The following is a 26,451-nucleotide window of genomic DNA, read 5'->3' as shown; positions in this document are numbered from 1 at the left end:
TTTAAGACTTTGCAGTCTTATTTAAAATTTGCGTTTTCAATCGCTTTTACTTTATTTAGCCTGCCTTCGTGGCGGGAACCCGTCAGAAAGGAGGCGCTTAAAAAACGTTGGGTCAGTTCTTCGGCCAACGCCGGCCCGATAATGCGCGCGCCCAGGCACAGCACGTTTAACGCATCGTGCTCCACCGCCTGTTTGGCGCTGTACGCGTCGTGGCAGACGCAGGCCCGCACGCCTTTTGTTTTGTTGGCGGTTACGCACACGCCTACGCCGCTGCCGCACAGCAAGATGCCGCGGTCGGCCTGGCCGGAGGCCACCAGCTTGGCAACCTTGTCGGCATAGTCGGGGTAGTCGGCGCGTTCGGTACTGAAAGTACCGCAGTCTATCACTTCGTGTCCAAGGCGGGTTACCGTCTCTTTCACGGTTTCTTTTAGCGGGAATCCCGCGTGATCGCAACCAATCGCTATTTTCATAAATCAGTAGGCCTGGTCTACCAAGTCGCACATACAATGCGCCATAAAAATATGGCAGGCCTGAATATGGGGCGTATCTTTGACGTTTACAATAAGCGGCAAATCGCAGATATCTTTAATGGTGCCGCCGTCTTTGCCCAAAAAAGCGGCGGTAAAACAGCCTTTGCGTTTTGCCATTCCCAAGGCCAAATACACGTTTTTGCTGTTGCCGGAGGTGGAAATGCCGATGACAACGTCCCCTTCTTTGGCAAAGCCGTCAATCTGGCGGGAAAAAACCACATCGTACGAATAATCGTTTCCGATGGCGGTAAGCGTGGAGGAGTTGGTATTTAGCGCCAAAGCCGGCAAAGAGGGACGCTCTTTTTTAAAACGGCCCACAAATTCGGCCGCAATGTGCTGCGCGTCCGCCGCACTGCCGCCGTTTCCCATCAAAATCACTTTGTTGCCTCTTTTAAAGGCTTCCACCACTTTGGCAGCCAGTTCTTCCACTTTATCTGCCAGGTTTTCCTTCACATAGGTAACGGCTTGAATCAGCTCGTCGGCTTGTTGTTTGACAAACATACACACCTCGCGTTAAATCTGTTCTACGGCGCTTTTTTCCACCCAGCCTTTCAGCCCCTGGGATTTGACGATGACTTCGTACCATTCGTCTTTGGCGTCTTCCACGGTAATCAGGTGGCCTTGGGCCAAAGAGGCGCTGGCCGGAAAATTGGTGCCCGGCCCGCTGCGGATTTCGGCCACCGGCGCCGCAATCACCGCCAAGTGTTCCACCTGCAGAGTGTGGCGTAAATAAAACCACCCGGCGCACAAAAGCAAAATAACGGCGCTTGCCGCCAGCATCCGCCCCCATTTGCGTTTTAACAGCCACAGGCTGGCCAACGCACAAAAGAGCCAAAGCAGTGCAAACAGCAACCCTTTCAGCTCGCTGTAAGACAGGCTGTAAAACGCTTGGTGCAAAACAACCGGCACGCCGGAAGGCACCAGCCGCTCTCCCACCGAACTCAAACTCAGCGTCAGGTTGTGGCGGATGTCTGCGTCGCGCGGCGCCAAGCGGAAGGCCCGGTAATAATTGGCAATGGCCAAGCCGCGGCTGCCCATCTTAAAATAGCAGTTACCTATATTGTAGTAAAGATAGGGGTCGTTGGGCACTTTTTTTAGTTCGCTTTCATAAATGCCTAAGGCGGCGGAGAATTTGCCCTGGCGGTAAAAATTTTCGGCCTGTTCTAAGGCGGTTTGCGCCCACGCGGCGGATGCAACGCTTACCAGCAACAAGGTCAAGGCCAAGAAACGCTTCATTGGGCTTCCTCCTCCATCAGTTTCAAAATATCCAGCGCCTGGCGGGCCAAATCCTGCGCGCTTTGGGCGTCGGGCGTGCCGGGAGCGAAACGGGCCGTTTCCAGCCGCTGCCACAATAAAGAAAACGCTTCCGCCGTAGCCGGCGTAATGCCGCGCTGCTGCAGGGATTTGACAATAGAGCGAAGCGGCAGGCTGCCGGTACTGATTTTAAGTTTTTGCTGTAAATAGTCTGCCACGGCGTCTGCTACGGCTTCGTCCGAAAGGGCTTTTTTAAGCTGGCTTTTGGCCACGCCGTAGGCCCGCTTTTGCGCAAGCGACTTGCGCCCGATAGAGGCAAACAGCACGCTGGCCGCCAGCAGGCCCAGCATAATCCAGTTGAGGGTTTTCCAAACGCTGATTTTTTCCAGGAAAGAATCTTCCGGCGCGTAAGAAGTTTTCAAGTACGCAATATCTTGCCCCAGCGCCTGAAAGCCGCTTCCGGTAGGGGCGGCGGCGCCAAAGTCAAAGCCGCGGTCTGTCTTGGTGGAGGTGGAAACCTGAAGAGTAATCGGTTCGGTATGAATCGTTTTATAAGAGGCGGTAGCCGGGTTGAAATAAGACCATTTTACCGAAGGAATGGTATATACCCCGGAGGCAGACGGCACCAAAACCGCTTTAAAAATTTTGTAGCTTTTTACACTGCCGCCGGCGGAAGAAGTGTCGGAAACGGATTGGGCGGGATAGGTTTTAAAGCCGTCTAAGGAGGGGAGTTCCAAATCCTCCGTGGATTTGAGATTGCCCGGCCCCTGGACGGTGATGGTTAAATTGACGGCTTCGCCCGCTTCCACTTGGGTGCGGTCTGCCTGGGCGGAGATCGTGTAGCCGGAACCCACCGCCCCGTAAAACGATTTGGGCTTTCCCGCCGCCGGCACGGCCCGCACTTGAAGCGTAATCGGGGCGGACTGGGCGGTTTCTTCGGCGCTGACCGCCGAGCCGCCAAACAGGCGGTCTAAAGCGGAGAGCGGGGAGGAGCCCGTCATATAGCGTACGGACGCCGGCCCAATGGTGGCTTTGCCTGCGGTGGGGGCCGTCAGCTGGTAGCGCTGTTCTTCGTAGCGGTACAAAACGCCGCCGATGCTTTGCGTCCCCTGCGAGGATCCGGCGTCTTCCATAAAAATGTTGGAAACGGTCGGCTTTTGGTAGGGCGCGTCGTAAAACGGGCGGTTGTAATAAAAACGTACGGCCAGCGTAACCGCTTCATTTACATAGGGGGTTTCGTCGCTGACGGCAGCAATTAAAAAATAGTTTTCATTCCCGCGGGCATAGGCCTGATTGGCCAGGTTGCGCTCCAGCGGGGGCAAATTGGGGTCGGCTTTTTCCACCGGGCGTTTGACGGCGGCGGAATCATAATTGCCGGAAGATGCCACGCGGGCGGTGGACGAGGCCGGCTGGGTTCTTTGCACGCCCTGCGCATTGCGGTAGATGTTTACCGTAATGGGGTCGGTCGTGTAGGTCTTTCCGTTATAAGTAAAGCGAATGGCGCCAATGGTGGCTTTGCCCACAAAGCGCGGCAGCATGACGTAGCGGAAGAAAGTGGTTGTTTTGCCGTTGACGGTGTTTTGTTCCACTTCGCGCGAATACACGTTAAACGCGGGCAGGCTGGGCAACTGCGGCATAAGCATATTGCCCGCCGCGCCTTTGACTTCTACCGAAAGGGTTAGCTCGTCGTCCAAAGTAAGCGCGGTTTTATCCACCCGGGCCGTAATGGACACTTGGGCCGCGGCATATACGGCAAAAAAGAAAAATAAAACAGATAAACAAACTTTTTTCATACGCTTACCAATCTTTTTCTACACTGCTTCCCTGCGCAGAACCGGTTTGAGTGGGTTTTTTGTATTCGTTTTCCCGGGCCATTTGCATCACGCGGTCTGCATCGGTTTTATCCATTTGATCCTGCAAATCGGAAGGAGAGGGCTGATCCTGTTGGTCTTGGGAGGCGCCTTGATCGTTCTGGTTTTGCTGGTTCTGATTGGACGAATTGGGATCTTGGTTTTGTTGGTTTTGATTATTTTGATTCTGCTGGTTTTGCTGCTGCTGGAGCAGAATTTGCAAATTGTGAATGGCTTCTTTGTCTTTGGGATTTTTGACAATGGCCTGGCGGTATGCTTTTTCGGCTTCTTTTACATTGCCGGCCCGATAGTAGGCGTTGCCCAGGTTAAAAAGGGCGTCTTGTTCCAGCTCGCCTTGTTGTTGGACGGTTTGCTCAAAAGATTTTTCGGCGGCTTGGTAGTCTTTCAAATAATAGGCCGCCGCGCCGGCCCCAAAAGAAGCGTCTTCGTTTTTGGGGTTTTCCTGCAAAATTTCGTTGTATTTGGAAAGGGCCTGCCCGTATTTTTTGTTTTCATACAATTTGCCGCCTTGGCGCAAGTCCGCCCGTACTCCGGCATAGGCGGAGTTGACGGCCAAAAGCAGGATCAGACAGGCAAATTTCTTCATATACTTATTTTACCTTTTTTGAGACTCTTTTTCTTCTTTGGACTCCGCCGGTTTGCGCCCGCGGGGCCACAGCAGGTAGCCGGCCAAGCACAGCATGGCGGCAATCAGCGGGAAGGCATAGCGGTTTTTGTATGCGGCCCGTGCGGCCGTGCGCGAAACGGAGCGATCCAGCCCCTTGACGGCGGCCTCCACCTTGGCGGCCACTTGAGCGGGCGTTGTATAAGGAATATAGACCCCGCCCGTTGCCTTGGCTAATTCCAGCAAGGTGTTCTCGTCCAGTTTGGAAACCACGGTTTTGCCTTCCTTGTCTTTTTTGTATTCCAACACGCGGCCGGAGGAATCGGTGCGGCTGGGGATGAGAGTCCCCTCTTTGGTGCCGATGCCGATGGCAATAATGCGGATGCCGTTTTTTAAGGCGGTTTCCTGAGCGGCTTTCAGTTCATCGGGGGAGTGGTCTTCCCCGTCGGTTAATAAAATAAGCGCTTTTTGGCCCGGATATTTGGAAAGCATCCGCGCCGCCAGCTGTACCGGTGCGGCTAAAGACGTGCCCGGCACGGGCAGCATGTCCGGCTGCAGGGAGGTAATGAAATAGGTCAGGGCGTCGGCGTCCGTCGTAATGGGGCACTGAATGAAGGCTTGGGAGGTAAAGGCCAAAACGCCGATGCGCTCGTCTTTTAAATTGCTTACCAGCATGCGGAGCATATTTTTGGCGTTATCCAGCCGGTCGGGCTTTAAGTCCTGCGCCCGCATGGAGGCCGATACGTCTACGGCGATAACCGTTTGGGCAAACGTGCCCTGCGCTTCAATAACTTCCGTTCCCCATTGGGGGCCGGCCAGCGCCGCAAACAAGAAAAACAACGTCAGGAAAAACAGCACCCCGCGCCAGCGCGTTACCGGGCGCAGCCCGGCCGTCAGCTTGGCATATGCCAGCGGGCCGAACAAAATACTGATCAGGCGGTTTTTGAGCTTAAGCCCCAGCCAGGCCGCCAGCCCCGCCGCCAGCAGGGCGGGAATCAAATACAGTAAAAAAATCGGTTTTGCAAATAATTCCATATTAAGGCACCTTGATAAAAAATACTTTTTCTAATACAAACGCGGCAAACGCGCACGCCAGCGCCAAGAGCAAAAACGGCTGGTAAGCGTCGCTGCGGTTGACGGTGGAGCTGGGGGCGAATTCCGTTTTTTCCAGTTCATTGATCGTATCGTAAATTTGGGTCAGTTCCGCCTCGTTTTTGGCGCGGTAGAATTTTCCGCCCGTGGTGTTGGCAATTTCCATCAGCAGCCCTTCGTTGATTTCGTCCTCCGCGCTGGAATAGAGGCTTTCCCCCGGGGCGCTGGCGGTGCCGATGGTATAGACGCGTATGCCGTACGCGGCCGCGGCTTTGGCGGCCATTTGCGGGGCAATGGTGCCGGCGTTGGAGTCGCCGTCCGTCAGCAGGATAATCACCTTGCTTTTGGCTTTGCTGTCTTTTAAGTGATTGGCCGCCACGCCCAAGGCGTCGCCAATGGCGGTATAGTTGGGGTCTACAATGCCCAGGTATAAGGTGGAAAGGTATTCCTGCAGGGCTTCGTGGTCTAGGGTTAAGGGGGCTTGGAGCATGGCTTCTTTGGCAAAGACCACCAGGCCAATGCGGTCGTTAAAGCGTTTGGAAATAAAGCGGGAAGCTGTTTGCTGGGCGGCAATAAAACGGTTGGGGTAAAAATCCTGCTTTTGCATAGAGGCCGAAACGTCCATCAGCAAAATGATATCAATCCCTTCCGTGGGAGGCAGGACGGTTCTGTCCACCCGCACCGGCCGGGCGAGGGCCACGGTCATAAACAGCAAAGAAAGCGTGTAAAGCCCCAGCGGCAGCCATTTGGTAAACAAGACGCGAAGCGACGCTTGCTCCACTTTCAGGTGCGTCATCGGGTAGGCGATGCGGCGGGTAAACGCCCCGCGGAAAACCGTCTGCGCCATCAGTACCGCAAACGGCACCAGCAAAAAGAGAAACGCCCACGGGCGCAGAAATTCCGCGTGGCCGCCCGACCAGCGCACAAACAGCAACCCCGCTAGGCTTACCAGCGCCAGCGAGGCGGCCGCCGCCAGCAATACGGCCCTTGCCTGCGGGGCGCGCTTAATAAACAAATTGGCCGCCAGCACCAATAACAAAAACAGTACGCTGGCCAGGAAAAAAATCATCATACGCCCTCCTTCGGCGCCTCGGGGGCCAGTTCTTTCGGGGAGGTTTCTATAATAATTTCCCGCAGCAGCTGCACGTCTTTATCCCGGATTTGCTGGCTGGGGACGGCTTTGGCAAATTTTACCAAGTCGCCGGAGCTTAAAAAGTCCCGCAGTTGGTACATAAGCTGCGCCATTTGGGGCATATTTTTGACCCGGCGCAAGAGTTCTGCCGTCGTGTCGGCGGAGGCGTCTATATGAAATTGCCGCCACAGGTACTCGCGCAGAATATCGGAAAGGGCAATATAGAACAGTTTATACTGCTGGTTTTCCCACAGGCCGCTGTCCAGCAGGGCGTCTATTTTAGAAAGAGCAATGACGTTGCCGGGGCGGGTGTCTTGCTCCAAGCGTATGGTGCGGGCCCGTTCGTGCAGGCGTTTGTACCAATAGCGCCACACGTACACCAGCGCGCCCAGCAACAGCAGGGCCACCAGCCACGCCAGCCAGCCCGAAGGAATGTGCGGCGGGCGGATTTCCCGCAGGTTGGGGTCGTCGAAGGTTTGGGCGCGGGGGACGTTGATAAACACTTCCTGTTTGGTTTGCGCCAGCGGCTTGCCGTCTTGCGACAGCTCAAACGTAACGGTAAAGGTGGTTTTGCCCAAGGCAAAAGGAAGGGCCGTAAAATCATACGTTACCGTGCCGGGGGAATTGTCGGCCGAAGAAACTTGGGTAATTTCAAACTGGGGGGAGAGCGATTCCTCCTGCACCGTTACCTGATATCCCGGCGTGTGCGAAAGCACAAACTGCAGGGCAAACGGCTGGGCAAACGGCACCGACTCGGCGGCGCGGGTTTCCACTACGCTGATTTCCTGCGCCCGGGCCAGCGGCGCCGCAAACAAAATACATAAAAGCAAAAGAAATTTTTTCACGCTATCTCCTGATTTTTTTGGCGCGTTGTTTAAAAAATGCAATGACCGGATCCGCCGGCGGCAGGGCCGTATCCACGCGGATGGGCTCAATCTTATACGGGTTAAACAAAGCCTGCAAATTTAAATGCTGGGTGCGGGCGTAGTCGTCCAGGGCGGTATTGATCTCGCCCGAAGACAGACACAAGAAATCTTCTTCCCCCGTTTCCGGGTCGGTTACGTCCACACAGGCGCTTACGGGCGGCAGGCGGGTTTCCAGCTTATCGTGTACGATGACGGGAATCAAGTCAAACTTGCGCGCCGCCAGTTTGAACGGTTTGGAAAACGACGATACCGGCGCCAAAAAGTCCGAGATCAAAATCAAAATTCCCTGGCGTTTGATGACTTTGGACAGTGTCTCCAAACACAGGCCGATGTTGGTGCCGGTGTCCTGCGGTTCAAAAGCCACCAGCTCGCGGATGAGGCGCAGCACGTGTTTTTTGCCTTTGCGGGGGGGAACAAACAGTTCCACTTTGTCCGAAAACAGCATGAGGCCCACTTTATCGCTGTTTTGAATGGCGGAAAAGGCAAACAGCGCGGCTAATTCGGCGGCGGCTTCCAGCTTGAGTTTGCTGGAAGAGCCGAATTTTTGGGAGCCGGACACGTCACACGCAATCATCAGCGTCAGCTCGCGCTCTTCGTTATACTTTTTAATATAAGGTACGCCGGTGCGTGCGGTTACGTTCCAGTCGATGGAGCGGACGTCGTCCCCCGGTGTGTATTCGCGCACTTCGGCAAATTCTATTCCCTGCCCTTTAAACGCGCTTAAATACTCCCCGGCGAACGTTTCCGACACCAATTTGTTCGTCTGGATTTCAATTTGGCGTACTTTTTTTAAAATTTCCGCAGTATCCACGGCTACCCCCTAGGCGGACTACGGTACGTCCACGGCGTCAAAAATTTGTTTGACGATTTGGTCGGAAGAAATGTTTTCCGCCTCGGCTTCGTACGACAAAAGCACGCGGTGGCGCAGCACGTCTAAGCCGATGGCTTTGATGTCTTCCGGCGTTACGTAGCCGCGGCCGTTTAAGAAAGCGTAGGCCTTGGCGGCCTGCGTGAGGAAAATGGTGGCACGCGGGCTGGCGCCGTAGGCGATAAAAGAGGCCAGTTTTTCCAAGCCGGCGGCCTTGGGGTCGCGCGTGGCGAAAACAAGCTCCACAATGTAATTTTTGATTTTATCGTCCACGTAAATGCTGTCCGTTACCGCGCGGGCTTTCAAAATCATTTCCGGCGTTACGTTGGTGTTTACTTCAATGGTTTGGTGCGAGGCCATGCGTTCCAAAATCATTTTTTCTTCTTCTTTGGTCGGATAGGTTACCAGCACCTTGAGCATAAAGCGGTCTACCTGCGCTTCCGGCAGGGGGTAGGTGCCTTCCTGTTCCACCGGGTTTTGCGTGGCCATGACCATAAAGGGGGAAGGCAGTTTGTAGGTTTGCTCGCCAATGGTTACCTGGCGTTCCTGCATGGCTTCCAACAGGGCGCTTTGCACTTTGGCCGGGGAGCGGTTGATTTCGTCGGCCAGAACAAAGTTGGAAAACACCGGGCCGCGTTTGGGGTAGAATAAACCGTCCTTGGGGTTAAAAATAAGCGTACCGGTAATATCGGCGGGGAGCAGATCGGGCGTAAACTGAATACGCTGGAACTGGGCGTGAATGGCTTGGGCCAGCGTTTTGACCGCCAAGGTCTTTGCCAGGCCCGGCACGCCTTCAATTAAAATGTGTCCGTCCGCCAGCAAGGCCACCAGCATTTTTTCCAACAGGGCTTCCTGCCCCACAATAACTTTGCCTACTTCTCTTTTTAAATCTTGCAAAAAAATGCTTTCCTGCTGGACTTGTTTGTTAAGTGTCGTGATATCCATAATCCCCCTCCTGCCGCCTGCTGGGGCGGCGCCAAACGGCGGTGTTTCTTTTCCCTATATTATAAAAAAATGCACCCGCAGGAAAGCTCCCGGGTGCGGTTAAAAAGGGTTATAACCCGTATGCAGTAGAACAGGCGGCCGGCTACTTTCGGCCGAAAAACGCCGCCAGCCGACGGGCCAGATAGCATTTGCCCTGCCAGACGGTTTCGCCCTTGGCGGCGGGCAGGATATTTTTGTAAAGGTCAGAAGTCATAAAACCCCCGCGTAAAATAACTTTTATATTATGTAAGAATTGAACTGAAAATACAAGGGCAAATTTTGCCCGCGCCGCTCAATGTGCTCTTACGGGCGGCTGCAACTAAAAGCGCGTGGCAGTGCCTCCTTCTGCCGCGGAAGAGGCGTTTTTTAGCGTTTGCAGTTTTTGGCTTGCCGCGCGGAAGGCGCGGTATCTTTGGATATTCCACACCGCCCAAACCAGCGGCCCCGCCGCAAGTACGCACAAAAGCGCCAGCAGTACCGGGCTTGCGTTTGTTTTGAGAAAAACGGACAACGCCATTCCTATGCCCCATTCTATCACGGCTAGGCACGTCAGCCCCAACACCAGCCAAACGGCCCGCGGGGCCGGATATTCCGGCAGCATCTGCCCGTAGCGGCGGTGGTTTTCCAGCTGTTCTTCCAAGAAATGAATGAAATTGGTTTCGCTTTGGCTGGGCAATTTATCGGTTTCCAAACGCCGAACCGTGGCGGAAGCGGTGCGGAATTTTTTGCCTTCATCCAGCAAGGTTTGTACAAACGGCAGTTTGCCCTTATGGCGGACGGAATAGGTTTTGCCCGTTTGGGAAAAGGCTATTTCCAGCTCGGCCAGGTGCGCGAATGCTTGGCCGTATTTATTATAGGTAACGAATACCGGCAGGCAAACGGATAAATCCGTTTCGGCGTAGGGCAGGCAGCGGTCGGCCCGCGGGTTTTTGTGGCCCAACAGAACGCCCGTTTCTTCAAACGACAAAAAGACAATGGGGTTTGTTTTGCGGGCTTTGTTCCAGCGTGTCGCGCGGGAGCAGAAAAAGAGCACCACCCACAGCCCTGCCAACCACGGGAAAATGTAAATAAACGCATAAGAAAGCAGGCTTTTCCCACGTGCATAGGCCAGCAAATCCTTCCACACGGCAGTTACGGGCTGCAGGTGGGAAAGCAGCCACTGCAATACAAACAACGCAATGAGCGCGAGGAGAATATAGACAAAAATGTAGAGCGGTGAAGCGGCCGCGAGGGTAGAATTTTTGATTTTTAGTTTCATTATGCATAGTGTAGCAAAAAAGCCGTTTGTTGACACGTTGGGGCAGGATTGCTAAATTTGAAATATGGTCAAAATGCATACATTTATTTGGGAAATTTTTAGCCTTTTTTTGTGCAGTTACGCGGCGGCGCAGCCGTTTACGGCGGATTTTTCCGCCTTGTCTGACGCGCGCAGAGAGCTTCACCAGGAAAAATATGAATTGTTCCCGACCCCTCCTTTCTTGACGGTGTATCAAAAAGGGGATAAAAAACTGGTACTATTGGCGGCGCGGCATGGGGCGGAGTCTCTGCCGTCCGTGCAATATGCGTTTGACGTGTATGCCCCACAGGTGGCTTTGGTTGAGCGGGAGCCCGCAGAAGTGTTTGGCGGCCCGTGCACGGAAGCGGAGGACAGCTATACCGCCGCGCTCTGCGGCAAATGGCAAATCCCGCTGGTGCGGGCCGATCTGTCACTTGAAAAACAATGGCAGTTTGCCAAAGAAAACGGATTTTCGTACGAGGATTGGCAAATGCTGTGGATGATTCGCGATGGGTATGGCCGCGCCCGGGAAACCGATCAGCCGTTTACGCCCGCGGAAGCAATTGCTTCGTATGCCAAGCGGGATCACCATGCCGCGTGGGGCGAACTGTTTACCGAAAAACGTCTGAATGCTTATTTTAAAAAGTATTACAAACAAAATTTTGCTGAAACCGATTTCATCCGCCTCTACCAAGACCTCATGAACATTTATCCCGAAAAGTGGGTAACTAAAACGCCTTTTTACCGCTTGAATCATGCTGCCGGGCTGGCGCGGAGCCGGTTCATGCTGCAAAACATTGCGGCGGCGCTGAACCAATATGATGTGGTGTTTGCGGAAATGGGCGCCGGGCATTATATGGATTTGGTGTTGGCGTTGGAAAAAATGCTGGGGGATCCCCAGGTGATAGACGGCCGCCGGCTCCCGCCGCAAAACTTGTGGAAAGATTGCACGGTGGAAGGCGTGGAAGAAATAGTTTTGGTTCCGTAAAAGTTTTTGCAAGACACGAAATTCAATCAATGACAAGAGAAAAATTAGAAAAATTATTAATGCGTTACGCCCCGCTGGGGGTGGAGCATTCTAAAAACGGGGCTTTATTGATAGGGAAAGCGCCCCATATTGCCGAGTTTGCGTGGTTGAATGTTATGTATCCATGCGCTACGGAAGCCGAAATATGCAACTTGGAAAAAAGCTTGGGAACAGCTATTCCGAAAATATACAAAGATTTTTTGGTGAATGTCGCCAATGGCTTTGATATCATGAATTGCACATTAGCTTTTCATGGTTGCAGAACATCATACAACAGATCAGATTTGGATTTATGGTATCCGTTTAATGTTGAAGATATCCAGAAGTATGGCAGGCCCAAGAATTCATCACCGGCGATGTTCTTTTTTGGAACTTATAAATATGACGGATCCAAACTTTATTTGAATACAACGGATGACAAAGTGTATTATTGCGAATGCTATGATGCAACCCCTCTTAAATCATGGAATTCGCTGGATGAAATGATAGTTTCCGAAATAGAGAGGATATACACACTGTTTGATGAAAAAGGCCATCAAATTGACCCGTCCAAACCCACAACTCCAATTGAATAGATGAACCTTGCATAGATAAACAAAAAAGACACCTTGGAAAAGGTGTCTTTTTAAATGGTCGGGCACGGCGTGCGGACTGCCAAAGGGTGTAAGAACGGGGAAGCAAAATCCCTGTTTATCAGGCAAAATACAGGGAAAAACCGTAAAAGTTGCCCTTTGTATGTGGGCAAAAGCTGAGTGCCCCCGCTTATTTTATACGGAGGCTTTGCCTTTGCATATACATTCCCTACACCCTAGAACAGGGAAAAACAGGGATTAAAATACTTTTATTAAATTTTGTTTGTGTGTATATCCCTGTAAATTATTTTGCAAAACAGGATACCAGTTGCCTTGTTTTTCCCCGGGCCAGACCCAAACATAGGTGCCGTCTTTCATTTCTCCGACAATTTCTCCGTTGGGCTCCTTGCGCATATTGGCGGGGCCGTTTACGCAGAAGAGGCCGGATCGCTTGCAGGTTTGTAAGAGGACGGGATAGTGCCCTTTTCTAAGAAATCCACCGACAAATTTCTCTCCGGGTAGAAATACTTGCGGCTAAGCGCAAAATACTTCTCACCGTAGAAAGGATGGCCTTCAAAACAGCCCACGCTTTTAAGCGGGCTTTCCACCAGCAGGTTGAAATCATCTATAAACCCCTGCCAGTTGTTGGCGGTGGTGAGGATGTATTCCACATAGTGCTGGGCTTCTAACTTATCCCACAGGTGGTCGGTGCCCGTCGGAGTCGGAATGCGGACGAAATCCTGGTAGTCCCATGTGTCGGGGTTGATGCAAGAGGAAAAAGGCATACCCGTATTGGTGGTTTTGGCAGAAGGTGTATAGGTGTGGCGGATATGCACGGTTTTGCCGGCGGGAAAAGTTTGAACCCAAAAATAGGAAATTTCTTTTGTCCACAAATCCTCCTCACGGTCGGTAATCGTCCAGCCCTCGGCTTCTTCGTAGTCGCCCGGTTCTTTACTGGGAAGAAATACGCTGCCCCCAGTGCAGGAAATTCCCGTCTATTAATAGTTGGCGGTCTTTTTCTTTCATCGCTGATACACGCTCGTGAAATAAAGATTCTTTCAGCCCTTCCTCCGGGTATTTTCACAGAGAATTAGCCACTGCAGGTACAGCGCGTTTGCCTTGTTTTAGGTTAAAAATGGCTTGATATTTTTTAGGCTTTCATTTACCCACAATTTGAAATGAAACTGGTGTAAGGTTTCCTGGGTATATCCATAATAATCCGCTACCGCCGCAATAGGCTGCAGGGGGAAGAAAACCTGGGTGGTAATGTCTTTGTCTGTGGTGTTTTCAAACAGATAATTTACTTCTATCTGCCCCGGCGGATATAGAGAGCTTCGGTTTTCATTTTAATTCCGTCTTGTTTTTCAAACACCACGCCGCCCGTGGGCAACACATAACCGGCGGAGTCGTTGGCACGGGAGGACATACAGGAAAGAAAAAGGAGCAGAATGAACAATAATTTATTCATTTTTAGTGTTACTTTGAATAAACTTTTGGTATTCTTGGGCGGCTTTTTCCGCTTGCGCCGGTGTTAGTTTGGGACGCACCACAAGCTGGCTTTTGCGGGGAGATTCGTCGGAATCCTGTAAATAAAAAATCCAATTTGTGCCCGGTATTCCGATGGGATTGTAAGGATAAAGGGCGGATTTCTCTTTTGTTTCGTACGGGGTGGCGGCATAAGCCCCGCGGGTGTGATTTTGCAAATCACAAAAGAAAATGCCGCGCCGGGCTTTATTTCTTCCCGGCCATGGAAAATCGTCAAAGCCGTCGTAATAGAGTATATTTTCGTCGCAATAAGCAAATTGGCCGGGCGGAAAATCTATCACCGGGACGGGGCATTCTTCGCGGGTAAACGTATGTTGTTTCCCGTCCTTATGCCAGATGACTTTGTAGAATACGTCACTTTCTTCTCCGGGGGCACCCTTTTTGATTTGTTTTATAAATTCTACCGAGGAATTTTTTCCGCATGGAAGCGAAAAATTCTTTCCGTCTAAATGCGGGACGGCAAATTCTGCTAAAAATTGTTTCTCAAATTCTTGGTAATTATCTTGCCACAATTGAAAACTTTCCAAGATAGGAAAGGGATCTGCCGGAATAAGATGAAAATAAAGAGTCCCGGACCAATTAAAATATAAATTATTTTCTCTTATAAAGTAATCCGTCCATTCATTGCCATAGGTAAATTCTCCTAATACATAGGCGTTGTTTTCATCGGGCTTAGGCATATTAAACCCCCGAAAGCGGGAATAAACGACGGCTTCTGTGTATTTGGGTTTATCCTCCTGATTGGTGGGCAGGGAATCGGCCTGCCCACTTAACCAGCATACACTAAGCAAAAATAGCGCAAATAAATGTTTCATTTTTTTATTATACATTTATTCTTTTTCCTTTTCTTTTTCAGGGCCCGTGTATTCATAATAATCCATATGGGGTTCCCGCGGCGTACTAAACTGTTCGCTTAGAGAGCCTCCCTCGGTTATTTGTTTAGTGTCTGGATTATATCCATCTACTGAAGGAACTTCTCCGCCCCATTTGCCGGAGCGTTTCATTCCCGCTTCGGCGTTCACAAGTGCGATATGTCCGTGTTCGGCATTATTGGGATTGTGATAGGTGGCCACCACCGTGCCGCCAGCTTCGGCTCGGCGTTGGGCTTCTTGGTGGTCTAATTTACCGGTAGGATTGCCCTGCGCGTCTACTTTTTTAGGCAGTTTCTCCCAGCCGGAACCTTTTTTATCTATATCTTCAATCATTTGGTTTGCATTTTTGTCGGGCGCCATATAAATACCTTTTTGAAGAAGTCTGTTGCGGGCATAGATATTGCAGTAAGGTTTTTGCTCTGGGTTCTTTTGAGGGTCTTGTTTGTCGTCTAATTCTTTTTGGCTTTTACTTAAAATGGTATCCCATTGAGCGGGAGAAATATCTTGTTTGGATAGAGTGCCGTCTTGAATATCCTGGTCTATTTCCTGCCAGCTTTTTTGGTCGTCTTGCCATTTTTTCAAATAGGAAGCATACTCATTGGGATTTTCACGTTTATACCGGCTGATTTCTTTACTGACGGCGGTAGGGGTGTTGGGGTAATTTTCCTGGCCAGTCTGTTCGTCCGCAATATCCCAGAACCGTTTCGCGGGGGATTGGGTGCCGGGTAGTTGAGAACGCCTGCCAGCTTGTAAATCTTGCCAAGAGAATTTTTTTTCTGCTTGGCGCTTTTGGGGAGTAGAACCTAGCTGCAATTCCTGCCGAATTTTTTTCTGCTCTTTAGAGTAATCTTTTTTCCCGTACATGCGGGTGGTAAAGTCATCTTGGAGGGCTTGCTGGCGGTCCAAATAGTCCAGTTGTTTCAACCGGTCTTGCAAATACTGCTGGCGCAAGGGATGTAAGGAATATTCTTGCTGGCGAACAAAATATTGTTCTTCAGCCGGAGAGAGTTCTTCTTCTGATAGTTGATTAAGAGGTACGGACTTACTTTCTCTCTCTAAATAATCCTGGTATGCTTCTTCGGGTGTTTTCCCCTGCGGCCAGGGAATAATTTCCCCGTTTACTCGTAACTGAGGGGGATCGGAGTACAAAACCTCTATATGAGGATTCTTGTGTAGTTCGTTTTGGTATTCCATTGTTTGGTAAGGTTCGGTATTGCGGCGTGTGTGGTAGGTTTTCATAAGAACTCCTTAGGTGGGTATATACTACAGAGGGGGAAACATCTTTTTGAAGGGAAAGACAAATAGAAAGGTAGGATAATAATATATATTATACTATAAAATAATTATAAAAGTCAAATCCTTAGAAGCTTATGAATAGAAGTTGGCAATAAAACATTTATGTTGGTATGATATAAGCAAATATAGGATTAAACACATTTTATGAAAGAGCGGAACCTTAAAAAATTAAACCGTTTGTTATATTTGCTCAATAGGTTGGACGGAGAGGGGATAAACATTCGGCGAGAGGCCCGTGAGCTGGAAGTAACCGAACGTACGATTCAGCGGGATTTGATAGATATTGAAACGGGCGGGTTCCCGTTGTTCAAAGCGGCTACCGGCGTATATAAGTTTATAGAAGGCTTTTTTCTTAAAAAATGAATTTAACAGAACAGGAAGCCTCCCGGTGGCTCGCGATGTAAAGTATCATCGCTCCTTTAGGGGCTAATTTTCAACGATCCTTGGATTTTCTGCGGCATAAAGTTTAAGCGCACCCGAAGAATCCCCGTTCTATATCAAAACGCCTGCGGACTGCAAATATGAGAAAACTAAAAATAGATTCCTGTTACAAAATCAACATTGGGTCCTTTCTATTTGCCAGTTAGAGAAAAAGGCCCAGTTTGGGCCTTTTTTTCTGTATCTCTAAAAGGTATCTAGGACGGCGATGTATAAAAACGGAGGCAATTTCCCGACGGAACTCAAGCCGCACAGGCAACAAAAAAGACACTTCGTAAGAAGTGTCTTTTTAAATGGTCGGGGCGGCGGGATTCGAACCCACGACCTCACGGTCCCGAACCGTGCGCGCTACCATCTGCGCTACGCCCCGATAAATAGTTTTAAATGGTCGGGAAGGCGGGAATCGAACCCGCGATCTCTCGCACCCCAAGCGAGCGCTCTACCTCTGAGCCACTCCCCGAAAATATGAGCCGTTTACCGGCTACACATATATTTTATCATTCTTTTAGCAAATCTTCCAGCGTTTCTTTAATTTCCGTCAGAAGTTTGATGTCCGTGCGGGGCTTTTCGCCGCGGCCTGCCGCCGGGAATTGATATTTGGAGAGCTGCTTTTTGGCGCCTTCCAGCGTGAGCTTGTGTTTATAGATTAAATCTTTAATTTTGAGAATGGTATAGACGTCTTCTTTGGTGTAGCGGCGGTGGCCGCTTTCCAGGCGGATGGGGCGAATCAGGCCGAATTCGGCCTCCCAGTAGCGTATGGAATACTCCGGCACCCCGGTAATGCGTTTTACGTCGCCGATGGAGAAATAATCCTTCTCCTCAATTTCTTCCAATCCCATACATGTATTATATCAAATTGCTTTTTGCCTAGGCGGCGGGCTTTCTAAAAATAAGTTATCGGGGCGGTGTCGGGCAGAAGGGGCTCGCGGCACCCATAAAAATGCCCCGGATTATCATCCGGGGCATTTGGTGTTTCTGCAAAGCTTATTTGGCTTTGTGTTTCACGGGTTCTCCGTAGTACGCTTTGAGGTACAAGTCCTTGATTTCGCTGATCAGCGGGTAGCGGGCGTTGCCGCCGGTGCACTGGTCGTCGAAAGCGAGTTCGGAAAGCTTATCCAAGTTGTCCAAGAACTCTTTTTCCGGAATGCCGTACTCTTTGATAGAGCGGGGGATGTTGAGCTTGTGTTTCAAATCTTCCACCATATCAATGAGTTTTTGTACTTTGGCGTCCTTATCGTCGCCCAAGTTGTTGTGCGGCAGCAGGAAGTCCACAATTTTGCCGTAGCGGCCTTTGACGAACGGATATTTGTACTGCGGGAACAGGCCCTGCTTGGTCGGTTTGTCCGTGGCGTTGAACTCAATAACGTACGAGAGCAAGAGGGCGTTGGCCAATCCGTGCGGCACGTGGTACATGGCGCCCAGTTTGTGCGCCATGGAGTGCGAAAGACCCAAGAACGCGTTGGCAAAAGCCATACCGGCAATGGTGGCCGCGTAGTGCATTTTTTCGCGGGCGTTGATGTCTTTGGCGCCGTTGGTGTAGGATTTTTCCAAGTATTTAAATACCAGGCGCATGGCTTCCAACGCTTGGCCGTCCGTAAAGTTGGTGGCGTATACGGAGGTGTAGGCTTCAATGGCGTGGGTCAGCACGTCCAACCCGGAGAAAGCCGTCAGCGATTTGGGCATATTCAGCACGAATTCCGGGTCGATAATTGCCATATCCGGCGTTAACGCATAATCGGTAATGGCGTATTTGGTGCCGGTTTTTTCGTCGGTAATAATCGTAAACGGCGTTACTTCGGAACCGGTGCCGGAGGTGGTGGGAATGGCTACCATCACGGCTTTTTTGCCCAAGGGCGGCGCCGCGTAAATGCGTTTGCGGATATCCATAAAGCGCATGGCGATATCTTCAAAGCTGGTATCCGGGTTTTCGTACATCAGCCACACCATTTTTCCTTCGTCAATGGCAGAACCGCCGCCTAAGGCGATAATCATATCCGGCTGCCAGGAATTGGCAATGTTTAAGGCTTCCTGCACGTTGGAAATGTTCGGATCCGGCAGAACGTTGGAGAAGACGCGGAACTTGATGTTGAGGCTTTCCAACACATCCGCCACGGCGCGCACATGGCCCAGCTGTTCCATGGTTTTATCGGTAATGATGTAGGCGCGGTGCTTGTCGGAAAGTTCCGCCAAGGCCTGCGGCAGGGCGCCGCGTTTGAAGTAGATTTTGGAAGGTACTTTGTACCAGTACATATTTTCGCGGCGTTCCGCGACGGATTTCACGTTCATAAGATGTTTTACCCCAATGTTTTCGCTGACGGAGTTGCCGCCCCAAGAGCCGCAGCCCAACGTCAAAGACGGGGCGAGCTTGAAGTTGTACACGTCGCCGATGGCCCCCTGGGAAGAAGGCATATTGATCAGCGTGCGGGCGGTGGGCATATCTTTGAAGTAGTCAATATGGTCTTCGTTGGCTTCGTCCGTATACAGCACGGAAGTATGTCCGGCGCCGCCGTAGAGGATTAAATCCTTGGCCAGCTGCGCGGCGGATTTAAAATCTTTGGCGCGGTAGAAACCCAATACCGGGGAGAGTTTTTCGCGGGCGAAGGGTTCTTGGTCGCTTACTTCTTTGGCTTCGGCAATCAAAATTTTGGTGCCGGCGGGCACTTTAATGCCGGCCATTTCCGCAATTTTTTCGGCGCTTTGTCCGACGATGGCGGAGTTCAGCTTGCCGTTAATGACGATGGTGTCGGCCAGTTTTTTGCGGTCTTTTCCGGTTACAAAGTGGCACCCGCGGGCGATAAATTCTTCTTTCACTTTATCGTACACCGGGTCTTCCACAATGACGGACTGTTCGCTGGCGCAGATCATCCCGTTATCAAAGGTTTTGCTCATAATCACGGAGCTGACGGCCATTTTGATGTTGGCGGTGGCGTCAATCACTACCGGGGTGTTGCCGGCGCCTACGCCGATGGCCGGCTTGCCGGAGGAGTACGCCGCTTTCACCATGCCGGGGCCGCCGGTGGCCAAGATCAGGTTGATGTCTTTGTGGTGCATGAGCGCGTTGGAAAGGGGCATAGTCGGGTTTTCAATCCAGCCGATAATGCCCGCGGGCGCGCCGGCTTCCACGGCGGCGTCCAACACGATTTTCGCCGCGGCGATGGTGCATTTTTTGGCGCGCGGATGCGGAGAGAACACAATCCCGTTGCGGGTTTTCAAAGCAAGCAAGCTTTTGAAAATAGCGGTAGAAGTCGGGTTCGTGGTCGGGATGATCCCGGCGATTAGTCCGATAGGCTCTGCCACTTGGCGGAAACCGAACGCGTCGTCGTCCGAGAGGACGCCGCAGGTTTTGGTGTCTTTGTATTGGTTGTAAATGTATTCGGAAGCGAATTGGTTTTTAATTACCTTGTCTTCCATTACCCCCATGCCGGTTTCTTCCACCGCCAGTTTGGACAGGGGAATCCGGTTTTGCGCAGCGGCGATAGCGGCCGCGCGGAAAATTTTGTCTACTTGTTCTTGCGTATATGTCGCATACACGCGCTGGGCTTCTTTGACCTTCGAAACAATTTGGTCCAAGTGGGCCAATTCTTCCGGGGTGGCAACAGCCGGCGCAGTTTTCTTTTCCGCCATAAATAGTCTCCTTGTGATATACAAAAACATCTCTATGGATATTTTGATATCTATATTTTATATTTTGCACGAAATGATGTCAATAACCCTTCTATAAAACAACCGCAGAAAGGCTTGACAAGGACTTTACAAATAGATATTATGGATATTGTAATATCCAGAGTTTTCAGACGATACATATGAGTATATTCCATCATAAAAAAGAAATCAGCATTCAAACCATCCGCCGCCTGCCGCAGTATCTGCGGATATTTTATAATCTGCACGCCTACGGGCGGGAATTGGTGTCCTCCACCGCTTTGGCGGAAGAAACGCAGCTGCTGCCCATCGTCATCAAAAAAGATTTGCAGGCCGTGGGCGCCCCCAGCAAACTGCGGGCCGGCTTTAAAGTGGCGGGGACGATTGCCGTTATTGAAAAATTTTTGGGCTGGAACAATTTAAACAAAGCTTTTTTGGTGGGCGTTGGCCATTTGGGCGCGGCGCTGTTGGGGTTTGACGGATTTAAAAACCACGGGCTTGAAATTGTGGCGGCCTTTGACACGCACCCGGAAAAAGTGGGCAATTCGGTTCATGGCGTGCAGGTGTATCACACGGCGCAATTGGCGGGAATCATTGAAAAACAAAATTTAAAAATAGCCATTTTAACCGTGCCCGCGGCCGCGGCCCAAGGCATTACCGATACGCTGGTGGCGGCGGGGATTAAAGCCATTTGGAATTTTGCCCCCGTCAATTTAACCGTTCCGCCCGGCGTGGTGGTGCAGAAAGAGGACATTTCTTCGGGTTTGGCCGAATTGTGCGCCAAGTTAAAAAGCCGCTGACGCGTTTTACAAAACCCCGCCTTTTAAAACAGGCGGGGTTTTTAAATAAAAAACGGAGCCTGGCGGGCTCCGTTTAAAAAACCGAATACGGTTAATTAATTTCTTTAATTTCCACGTCAAACGTTAATTCTTTGCCGGCCAGCGGGTGGTTGAAATCCAGCACGACTTCTTTGTCCGTAATTTCTTTCACCACGGCGCGGAAGGTGTGCCCCGCATTGCTGGCGCCCACCATATCGCCTACTTTGAGGTTTTCGGCGCCGCCGATGGCTTCTTTCGGCACGCGGCGGATGGCTTCGGGCAATACTTTTCCGTAGCCTTTCTCAGGGGAGACTTTTACCGTTTTCTTGTCGCCCACTTTCATCCCGGTCAGTTCTTCTTCCAACCCCGGAATAATATGCCCGGCCCCGTGCACATATTCCAGCGGGCCGCGTCCTGCGGAGGTGTCGGCGGTTTTGCCGTCTACCGTGAGGGTATAGTCAAATTTGACTTTAGAACCTTCTTTAATCATTTTTATCTCCTTTTGCCGCAGAAGTTCTGGGCGAGTATATGGGTATATTGTAACAGTTTTGTTTAAAAATGGGCTAAAAAATCCGTATGTCGGTGCGTAAAAGCCCCCGCCCGGAAGGGGGCGGGGGATACCAACATGTTGGCTGGGGGTAAAATAGACGCCTGGCTCCCCCGGGCCGCCCGCTGGGCGGTGTACCCCCAGTATGGCTCTTTAGCGGGGGAAGCTCAAGGCCAAAAAAGGATTAGTTGGGCGCATAAAAAACGCGCCGCTTGGGCGGCGCGTTGTCTAAGAAAGCGCGTGCGTTAATCGTTGCCAAAGATGGTGTTTAGCTGCCGGTTGACGCGGTAGAAAGTGGCGCATTTGGGCATATCTTTTAGGCGTTTGGCGCCGATATACGTCATACAGCTGCGAATGCCGCCCAAAATGGCCAGCAGGGTGTGCTCAATCGGCCCGCGGAAGGGAATTTCCACTACTTTTCCTTCGCTGGCGCGGTATTTTTTCATCCCGCCGTAGTGTTTGTCTTGGGCGTATTCGGAGCTCATACCGTAGAATTTCTTATATTGTTTCTCTTCAATGCGCATGGCGCAGGTTTTGTCGTCAATCATCTCTACTTCGCCCGTTTGGAACGACTTGGTGCACATCTCGCCGCCGCTTTCGGTGTGGCCCGCCAGCAGGCCGCCCAGCATCACAAAATCGGCCCCGGCGCATAAGCTTTTGCAAACGTCCCCGGGCACGGTGCAGCCGCCGTCGGCGCAAATCATTCCGCCCACGCCGTGGGCCGCGTCGGCGCATTCAATGACGGTAGAAAATTGCGGCCGTCCGACGCCGGTCAGCTTGCGGGTGGTGCACACCGAGCCGGGCCCGATGCCCACTTTTACGATATCGGCTCCGTTTAAAATCAGGTCTTCGCACATATCGCCGGTTACGACGTTGCCCGCCATAATAAGCGCCTGCGGAAAGTCTTTGCGGATTTTGCGGATGTAGTTAATCAGGTACGGCGAGTAGCCGTTGGCTACGTCCACGCAGATGTTGTTGATGAGCTTGGAGGCCATAACTTGTTTGAGTTTTTCGTAATCCGCGTCCGACACGCCGGAACTGACAAACAGCAAATCGTTGTTGCCAAACGCTTGGGCGTTGTCTTTAAGAAACTGCAGCAGTTCTTGGGCCGTATAATGTTTGTGCAGGGCGCTCATCAGGCGGAGTTTTTGCATTTCTTTGGCGATTTCAAACGTACCGGTAGTGGCCATATTGGCCGCTACAATGCCGGTAGCCGTGAGGGAGCGGGGGCACCATTTAAACGTATATTCGCGCTCTACAATTACTTCCGAGCGGGAAGCCAGCGTGGAGCGTTTGGGGCGCAGCAAAACGTCGCAATAATCCAGCTGGATATCATCATAAATTCTCATATTAATCCTCCTTCCGGCCGCAGAGCATCCGGCCAAACCGTCTTATATCATACAAAATTTAGGTTTTAAAAGCAGTTTGGCGGCTTGGCACGGAAAGAGTTTTTTAGTTATAATGGGTATTGTAATAAACGATAAAAAGCCTATACTTTTACAGGGAGTTTTTATGAAAAGAGGGTTTACCTTAATTGAATTATTGGCAGTCGTGCTGATTATGGGTATTTTAACGGCGATTGCGCTGCCCCAGTACCGCCGCAGCGTGGAGCGCACCCGCGTGGCGGAAGCGCTGCAGATGCTGCCTGCCATTTACGACGCGCGGGAACGGCTGATGACCGAACGCGGCTGGAAGTGGGGATTGCAACTGGTTCAACCGGCGGTTTCTTTTGACAAGCTGGACATCGATATGAAAGGAAAACGAACCAGCGACACCACCCTGCTTACGGAAAATTTCCAGTATAATTTAGTCCAATCCTGTGCGGGCAGAATGTGTACAGTCGGGGAACCGTGGGTGTCGGCCACGCTGCAAAAAGGTACTTATAAAGGAACGATTGTGTATTATGCGGGCGATCAATTTACCTGCTGTCCCGGAACCAGCGGTTCGGATGCGTGCGAGCGCCTGAATTTGGATAAAGCCGCCTGCGAATTCACCGTGATTCCGGTTGTTCCCTAATGGAGAGAGCTATGAAAAAAGGATTTACGCTGATTGAATTATTGACGGTTGTATTGATTGTGGCAATTTTGTCCGGCGTGGCGCTGCCGCAGTATAGAAAAGTGGTGGAAAAAGCCCACGCTTCCGAGGCGCAGGCCATGCTGAGAACCATTTACGACTCCAGCGAACGCCTGGCGGGCGAATTTGGCTTTCGCTCGTATGCTGCGCTGGTGGCGCAGAAAGGACAAACCAATTATTCTTTCCCGCGGATGGATATGTTCGACTCCTCCAACTTGCCGACGGGATGCTCGCTGGTGGACAGCAACCGCACGCTGCAATGTTCGCGGTTTTCGTATACGGCGCTTGTAAATGAAAACGGCGTGGCGTATGTCAAAGCCGAAAAACGCACCGATCCGTATAAGGGCGTATCGTTTTATTTCGACCGGGAAAACCAGCAGCTTTATTGCAAAGAGCCCGATGCTTCCTCGGAGGCGTGTGATATTTTCGGCTTGGATACGTTATAGGAGCTTGTATGCAGAAAAAAGGATTTACGCTGGTGGAAATTTTGGTGGCGGTGATGATTGTGTCGCTGTTAGTGACGATGGCGGTGCCGATGTATGATAAAACCGTGGAAAAATCCCGCATGGCCGAGGCGCGGACGTTGATGAAAAAAATTTTAGAGTCCAAATTGCGCACCTTGGACAATATGGACAGAGAAAACTACGCAAACGGATTGTTTGGCTTTGAAAATTTGGACGTTACCATTCCGTGTGTGGACGCCTCTACGGGCGCCCGCCTGACGCGCTGCACGGGGAATACCCTCTACACCAAAGATTTCAAATACACGCTATTGCCGCAAGGCTCGGTTTCCGGCTCTACCGCCACCATTATTAACGGCGTGTGTGCCGTGCGCCGCAAAGGGGACAACGCCGGCGTGAACTTCTTGTATTTGGGCGAATTGGAAACCAATTCCAATCGGGATAATTTCCTGTGCAACGACGGAGCCGGGGACGGCTCCTGCGAAGTGTACGGGTTGGATTCCACCGCTTCGGGCTGGTGCAGTTGAGAAACGGTTTTTGCGAAATATAAAAAGCCGGGAGATTTTTTCTCCCGGCTTTTTTGTGATTGGAGCTGCCCATTAATCTGCCGGCACCCGCATTTGCCCGCGTAAAAATACTTTTTCCGGCTCAAAAGAAGCGTTCAGCAATACAATATCGGCCGAGGCTCCTTCTTCCAACGCGCCATACTTGGAGAGGCCTATTAAGCGGGCCGCATTGGACGAAGTGCACGCCGCCGCCTGCGGCAAGGTGTAGCCGCAGTCCAACAGCGTTTTAAACGCTTGGGCCATGGTAAGGGCCGAGCCGGCGATCACGCCGTCCTTCCGACGCCGCCAGACGCCGCCCTTAAAGACCACTTCCTCCGCGTTGGCAAGGAAGGGGCCCTCTTTTTGCCCGGTGGGAAGGAGCGCGTCCGTAATGGCAATAATTTTTTCAATCGGTTTGACCGTGCGCAAAAAGGACACAATGTCCGGGTGCACATGCACGCCGTCGGCAATCAGTTCGCACGAAATACCGGGATGCATCAGCGCCGCGCCCGCCACGCCCGGCTCGCGGTGGTTGAAAGGGCTCATGGCGTTAAATAAATGGGTTACGTGGGTAACGCCGCGCGCCGCCCCCAGCAGAAATTCATCATACGTGGCGTTGGTGTGGCCGGCTTGCAGCAGGATGCCGTTTTGTTTGGCGTAATCAATCACCGGTTCAATGCCGGGCAATTCCGGCGCCAAGGTAACGGAAACGATGGTTCCGTCGCCCGCTTCACAAATTTTTTGAAACGCTTTTAAATCGGCCGGCGCAATATCCTGCGGCTTCATCACGCCCGGCTTTTTGGGGGAAATAAACGGCCCCTCCAAGTGAAATCCGATGATTTTGGCGCCCGTTTCCAACCCTACCGCCGGGCGGAGTTTGCGAAGCAGTTTTTCCATCTCTGCCGGTTTAGCGCAATAGAGCGTGGGGCAGAAAGCACATACCCCGGTTTGCGCCAACGCTTCCGACATATTCAGCAAGGCCTGCGGGTCGGCCAGTTCCGGGCCGAAACCGGCAAAACCGTGAATATGCAGATCAATAAATCCAGCAATGGCCACACAGCCCTTTGCCTCAATGCGGGGCAGCTGCTGGGCCTGCGGCGGAAGTTCCTCCGCGTCTAAGATGCGGAAGATGTGCCCGTTTTGAATCCAAATCGCCGCCTGTTGAAGCGTGTCTTGCGGGGTAACGGCACAAACGGGTGTAATTAAAAAATCGTTCATAGCGCCTCCTTAGGCAGTTCCACCACCCAATGCGGCGCATCGGGCTGGCTGTGCATCAGCGCATCTAACTGTTGGCGGATGGGCCCTTCGGCCAGGGCGCAGGCGGCGGAGTCCGCCAGCAGGGTGGCGTGGGGGTGCAATTTAAGCGCCGTAAGCGGGCAGGCTTCGCTAAGGCCCGGTTTGCATAATTGCGCCACCGCCCCCGCTTTGGACGGGCCGGAGGCCAAAAACAAAAGTTCCTGCGCTTGCAAAATGGTGCCAATCCCCACGGTTAAGGCTTGCGTGGGGACGCGGTGAACGTCGTTTAAAAAGAAACGCGAGTTGGCCTGTATGGTGGCCGCCGTTAAATTGACGGGGCGGGTGCGGCTGTCAAAGGAGGAGCCTGGCTCGTTAAAAGCGATATGCCCGTTTCGCCCGACCCCGCCCAGAAACAAGTGAATGCCGCCGGCTTGGCGGATTGCCCGCTCGTACTGGGCGCACTCCAGCGGCAAATTGGCCGCCTGCCCGTCTAAGATATGAGTGTTTTCGGGGGGGATGTTCACCTCGGAAAACAGATTTTGGCGCATATAGCTGTGGTAGCTTTGGGGATGATCCTGCGGAAGCCCGACATATTCATCCATATTAAACGTAACAATATGCCGGAAATCCAACAAATGTTCTTTGTAAAAAAGCCGCAGGTTGGCGTAAAAATCCACCACGGTGCCGCCGGTGGGCAGCCCCATGACGAACGGTTTTTCGGCCGTTGGGCGGAAGGCGTGTATTTTTTCTTTTACATACGCCGCCGCCCATAATCCCAAATTCATTTTGGTTACTACCAAACGCATACGCAGCTCCCGAAGCTTCTTGCTTTGAAAACAAAA

General features: G+C 51.6%; 29 protein-coding genes and 2 tRNA genes. 7 read left to right on the top strand and 24 right to left on the bottom strand.

The genetic code is table 11. The features are described 5' to 3' along the window. Positions 1–17: 17 nt before the first annotated feature. The 11 genes from rpiB to B5F75_RS00455 form a co-directional block, all read right to left on the bottom strand. A complete protein-coding gene (gene rpiB / locus B5F75_RS00505) occupies positions 18–470 on the bottom strand; it encodes a ribose 5-phosphate isomerase B (protein WP_087286330.1) in 453 nt (150 codons plus the stop codon). Positions 471–473: 3 nt separating this feature from the next. After that, positions 474–1,031, bottom strand: coding sequence for a D-sedoheptulose 7-phosphate isomerase (locus B5F75_RS00500; RefSeq protein WP_087286329.1), 558 nt, complete (start codon positions 1,029–1,031; stop codon positions 474–476). Positions 1,032–1,043: 12 nt separating this feature from the next. Further along, positions 1,044–1,766 (bottom strand): SH3 domain-containing protein, encoded by a 723-nt coding sequence (locus B5F75_RS00495; RefSeq protein WP_087286326.1) that lies wholly within the window; start codon positions 1,764–1,766, stop codon positions 1,044–1,046. Continuing rightward, complete coding sequence (locus B5F75_RS00490; protein ID WP_087286322.1) at positions 1,763–3,577, bottom strand: BatD family protein; 1,815 nt, start codon at positions 3,575–3,577, stop codon at positions 1,763–1,765. Before B5F75_RS00490 ends, B5F75_RS00495 begins: the two co-directional genes overlap by 4 nt. Positions 3,578–3,581: 4 nt before the next feature. After that, positions 3,582–4,241 (bottom strand): tetratricopeptide repeat protein, encoded by a 660-nt coding sequence (locus B5F75_RS00485; protein WP_087286319.1) that lies wholly within the window; start codon positions 4,239–4,241, stop codon positions 3,582–3,584. A 9-nt stretch (positions 4,242–4,250) separates the two neighbouring features. Then, entirely contained in the window at positions 4,251–5,294 is a 1,044-nt protein-coding gene (locus B5F75_RS00480) for a VWA domain-containing protein (RefSeq protein WP_087286317.1), read from the bottom strand. A 1-nt stretch (position 5,295) separates the two neighbouring features. Then, positions 5,296–6,423 carry a VWA domain-containing protein gene (locus tag B5F75_RS00475; RefSeq protein ID WP_087286314.1) on the bottom strand — a complete coding sequence of 376 codons (1,128 nt, stop codon included), beginning with the start codon at positions 6,421–6,423 and terminating at the stop codon, positions 5,296–5,298. Then, positions 6,420–7,328 (bottom strand): hypothetical protein, encoded by a 909-nt coding sequence (locus tag B5F75_RS00470; protein WP_087286310.1) that lies wholly within the window; start codon positions 7,326–7,328, stop codon positions 6,420–6,422. Before B5F75_RS00470 ends, B5F75_RS00475 begins: the two co-directional genes overlap by 4 nt. A 1-nt stretch (position 7,329) precedes the next feature. Further along, positions 7,330–8,220, bottom strand: coding sequence for a DUF58 domain-containing protein (locus B5F75_RS00465; RefSeq protein ID WP_087286307.1), 891 nt, complete (start codon positions 8,218–8,220; stop codon positions 7,330–7,332). An 18-nt stretch (positions 8,221–8,238) separates the two neighbouring features. After that, complete coding sequence (locus B5F75_RS00460) at positions 8,239–9,222, bottom strand: AAA family ATPase (protein ID WP_087286304.1); 984 nt, start codon at positions 9,220–9,222, stop codon at positions 8,239–8,241. Positions 9,223–9,580: 358 nt separating this feature from the next. Beyond that, positions 9,581–10,519, bottom strand: a complete 939-nt coding sequence (locus B5F75_RS00455) for a hypothetical protein (protein WP_087286302.1) — start codon at positions 10,517–10,519, stop codon at positions 9,581–9,583. A 64-nt stretch (positions 10,520–10,583) separates the two neighbouring features. Here B5F75_RS00455 and B5F75_RS00450 point away from each other — a divergent pair, with 64 nt between their 5' ends. Then, on the top strand, positions 10,584–11,525 hold the full coding sequence (locus B5F75_RS00450) for a hypothetical protein (protein WP_087286297.1): 942 nt from the start codon (positions 10,584–10,586) through the stop codon (positions 11,523–11,525). Further along, positions 11,474–12,139: an SMI1/KNR4 family protein gene (locus B5F75_RS00445; RefSeq protein WP_143351213.1), complete on the top strand. Its 666-nt coding sequence runs from the start codon at positions 11,474–11,476 to the stop codon at positions 12,137–12,139. The genes B5F75_RS00450 and B5F75_RS00445 overlap by 52 nt, the downstream gene beginning before the upstream one ends. A gap of 425 nt (positions 12,140–12,564) precedes the next feature. Here the strand turns inward: B5F75_RS00445 and B5F75_RS00440 are convergent, their stop codons facing one another. The 5 genes from B5F75_RS00440 to B5F75_RS00430 form a co-directional block, all read right to left on the bottom strand. After that, positions 12,565–13,050, bottom strand: a complete 486-nt coding sequence (locus B5F75_RS00440) for a DUF4424 family protein (protein WP_255375225.1) — start codon at positions 13,048–13,050, stop codon at positions 12,565–12,567. Between the two features lie 210 nt (positions 13,051–13,260). Beyond that, positions 13,261–13,404 carry a hypothetical protein gene (locus B5F75_RS07780; protein WP_425130001.1) on the bottom strand — a complete coding sequence of 48 codons (144 nt, stop codon included), beginning with the start codon at positions 13,402–13,404 and terminating at the stop codon, positions 13,261–13,263. Between the two features lie 38 nt (positions 13,405–13,442). Further along, positions 13,443–13,604, bottom strand: a complete 162-nt coding sequence (locus B5F75_RS07335) for a hypothetical protein (RefSeq protein ID WP_158093728.1) — start codon at positions 13,602–13,604, stop codon at positions 13,443–13,445. Then, the gene (locus B5F75_RS00435) at positions 13,597–14,496 is read right to left on the bottom strand and encodes a hypothetical protein (protein ID WP_143351212.1); all 900 of its coding nucleotides are present in this window, start codon (positions 14,494–14,496) and stop codon (positions 13,597–13,599) included. The genes B5F75_RS07335 and B5F75_RS00435 overlap by 8 nt, the downstream gene beginning before the upstream one ends. 15 nt (positions 14,497–14,511) lie before the next feature. Next, positions 14,512–15,792 carry a hypothetical protein gene (locus tag B5F75_RS00430; protein WP_087286286.1) on the bottom strand — a complete coding sequence of 427 codons (1,281 nt, stop codon included), beginning with the start codon at positions 15,790–15,792 and terminating at the stop codon, positions 14,512–14,514. 201 nt (positions 15,793–15,993) lie between these two features. On the opposite strand from B5F75_RS00430, the gene B5F75_RS00425 reads away from it, so the two are divergent. Then, complete coding sequence (locus B5F75_RS00425) at positions 15,994–16,212, top strand: HTH domain-containing protein (RefSeq protein ID WP_087286284.1); 219 nt, start codon at positions 15,994–15,996, stop codon at positions 16,210–16,212. A 369-nt stretch (positions 16,213–16,581) separates the two neighbouring features. Here B5F75_RS00425 and B5F75_RS00420 read toward each other — a convergent pair. From B5F75_RS00420 to adhE, 4 genes are all read right to left on the bottom strand, one after another. Then, positions 16,582–16,657 (bottom strand) — tRNA-Pro (locus B5F75_RS00420). A 15-nt stretch (positions 16,658–16,672) separates the two neighbouring features. Continuing rightward, positions 16,673–16,747 (bottom strand) — tRNA-Pro (locus tag B5F75_RS00415). 37 nt (positions 16,748–16,784) lie between these two features. After that, positions 16,785–17,126 carry a MerR family transcriptional regulator gene (locus tag B5F75_RS00410; RefSeq protein WP_087286282.1) on the bottom strand — a complete coding sequence of 114 codons (342 nt, stop codon included), beginning with the start codon at positions 17,124–17,126 and terminating at the stop codon, positions 16,785–16,787. 145 nt (positions 17,127–17,271) lie between these two features. Next, positions 17,272–19,911 (bottom strand): bifunctional acetaldehyde-CoA/alcohol dehydrogenase, encoded by a 2,640-nt coding sequence (gene adhE, locus B5F75_RS00405; RefSeq protein WP_087286279.1) that lies wholly within the window; start codon positions 19,909–19,911, stop codon positions 17,272–17,274. 179 nt (positions 19,912–20,090) lie between these two features. On the opposite strand from adhE, the gene B5F75_RS00400 reads away from it, so the two are divergent. Continuing rightward, positions 20,091–20,729: a redox-sensing transcriptional repressor Rex gene (locus B5F75_RS00400; protein WP_087286278.1), complete on the top strand. Its 639-nt coding sequence runs from the start codon at positions 20,091–20,093 to the stop codon at positions 20,727–20,729. A 91-nt stretch (positions 20,730–20,820) separates the two neighbouring features. Here B5F75_RS00400 and B5F75_RS00395 read toward each other — a convergent pair whose 3' ends face one another. Together B5F75_RS00395 and B5F75_RS00390 are read right to left on the bottom strand one after the other, a co-directional pair. Beyond that, positions 20,821–21,237, bottom strand: coding sequence for an FKBP-type peptidyl-prolyl cis-trans isomerase (locus B5F75_RS00395; protein WP_087286276.1), 417 nt, complete (start codon positions 21,235–21,237; stop codon positions 20,821–20,823). Positions 21,238–21,539: 302 nt separating this feature from the next. Next, on the bottom strand, positions 21,540–22,643 hold the full coding sequence (locus B5F75_RS00390; RefSeq protein WP_087286273.1) for a GMP reductase: 1,104 nt from the start codon (positions 22,641–22,643) through the stop codon (positions 21,540–21,542). A gap of 163 nt (positions 22,644–22,806) precedes the next feature. On the opposite strand from B5F75_RS00390, the gene B5F75_RS07625 reads away from it, so the two are divergent. Genes B5F75_RS07625 through B5F75_RS00375 form a run of 3 tightly spaced genes read left to right on the top strand, consistent with a single transcriptional unit; the run spans position 22,807 to position 24,355 of the window. Then, positions 22,807–23,310 (top strand): type IV pilin protein, encoded by a 504-nt coding sequence (locus tag B5F75_RS07625; protein ID WP_087286270.1) that lies wholly within the window; start codon positions 22,807–22,809, stop codon positions 23,308–23,310. A gap of 11 nt (positions 23,311–23,321) precedes the next feature. Then, positions 23,322–23,813, top strand: a complete 492-nt coding sequence (locus B5F75_RS07620; RefSeq protein WP_087286268.1) for a type IV pilin protein — start codon at positions 23,322–23,324, stop codon at positions 23,811–23,813. A gap of 8 nt (positions 23,814–23,821) precedes the next feature. Next, entirely contained in the window at positions 23,822–24,355 is a 534-nt protein-coding gene (locus B5F75_RS00375) for a type IV pilin protein (RefSeq protein WP_087286264.1), read from the top strand. 72 nt (positions 24,356–24,427) lie between these two features. Here the strand turns inward: B5F75_RS00375 and nagA are convergent, their stop codons facing one another. Further along, positions 24,428–25,591 (bottom strand): N-acetylglucosamine-6-phosphate deacetylase, encoded by a 1,164-nt coding sequence (nagA, locus tag B5F75_RS00370; RefSeq protein ID WP_087286260.1) that lies wholly within the window; start codon positions 25,589–25,591, stop codon positions 24,428–24,430. After that, positions 25,588–26,415: a glucosamine-6-phosphate deaminase gene (gene nagB, locus B5F75_RS00365; RefSeq protein ID WP_087286257.1), complete on the bottom strand. Its 828-nt coding sequence runs from the start codon at positions 26,413–26,415 to the stop codon at positions 25,588–25,590. The genes nagA and nagB overlap by 4 nt, the downstream gene beginning before the upstream one ends. Between the last annotated feature and the right edge of the window lie 36 nt (positions 26,416–26,451).

The organism is Elusimicrobium sp. An273, from assembly GCF_002159705.1.
Taxonomy (GTDB): domain Bacteria; phylum Elusimicrobiota; class Elusimicrobia; order Elusimicrobiales; family Elusimicrobiaceae; genus Avelusimicrobium; species Avelusimicrobium gallicola.
The sequence above is the reverse complement of the archived record's forward strand: the minus strand, read 5'-3'. Positions and strand labels throughout refer to the sequence as shown.